1 protein-coding gene is annotated in these 444 nt (G+C 40.5%); it reads left to right on the top strand.

The window, feature by feature from the left end:
* Positions 1-123: 123 nt before the first annotated feature.
* On the top strand, positions 124-444 hold a 321-nt coding region (locus AB5213_RS17195), incomplete at its 3' end, for a hypothetical protein (protein ID WP_368277042.1).

Raw genomic sequence — 444 nt, 5'->3', positions numbered from 1 at the left:
ACATATATATTATACAAAGTATGGAATATGATTTTCAGTCAGCGAATGTATGACTTCTGGAATATGTTACACAATTGGGCTCGTATTGCCCGTATCAGATTGTGGAAGTATCGAAAGAAACGGATGGAAGAGAAAGCGAGGAAGGACAGGCGAAAAGCCAGAATGCAAAGACCTATGTTGCAGAAGGTACAGTCTGAAGAGCAAGCATTTCAACCTTCATCTTATTCTGATTTGGAAGCTCAAGCAATAGTAGAGGAACTTGCCAAGAGATTTGAAGACACTTCACAAGATGAAACATTGAAGTCACCCGTAGAAGAAAAGTCTAAGCCTAAAATTAAGCCTGTGGTTTTTGATGACCCGAATGAGGTTATGGGAAAGTCCAATATCATCTATTATGAAGACCCTGAAGTCGCTCGCAAGACTCCGACACGCTCAATAGAGTTG

It is taken from the genome of Coprococcus sp. RTP21204st1_G4_RTP21204_210225 (genome assembly GCF_040915385.1).
GTDB lineage: Bacteria > Bacillota > Clostridia > Lachnospirales > Lachnospiraceae > Allocoprococcus > Allocoprococcus comes.
This window is presented reverse-complemented; position numbering and strand designations above follow the sequence as displayed.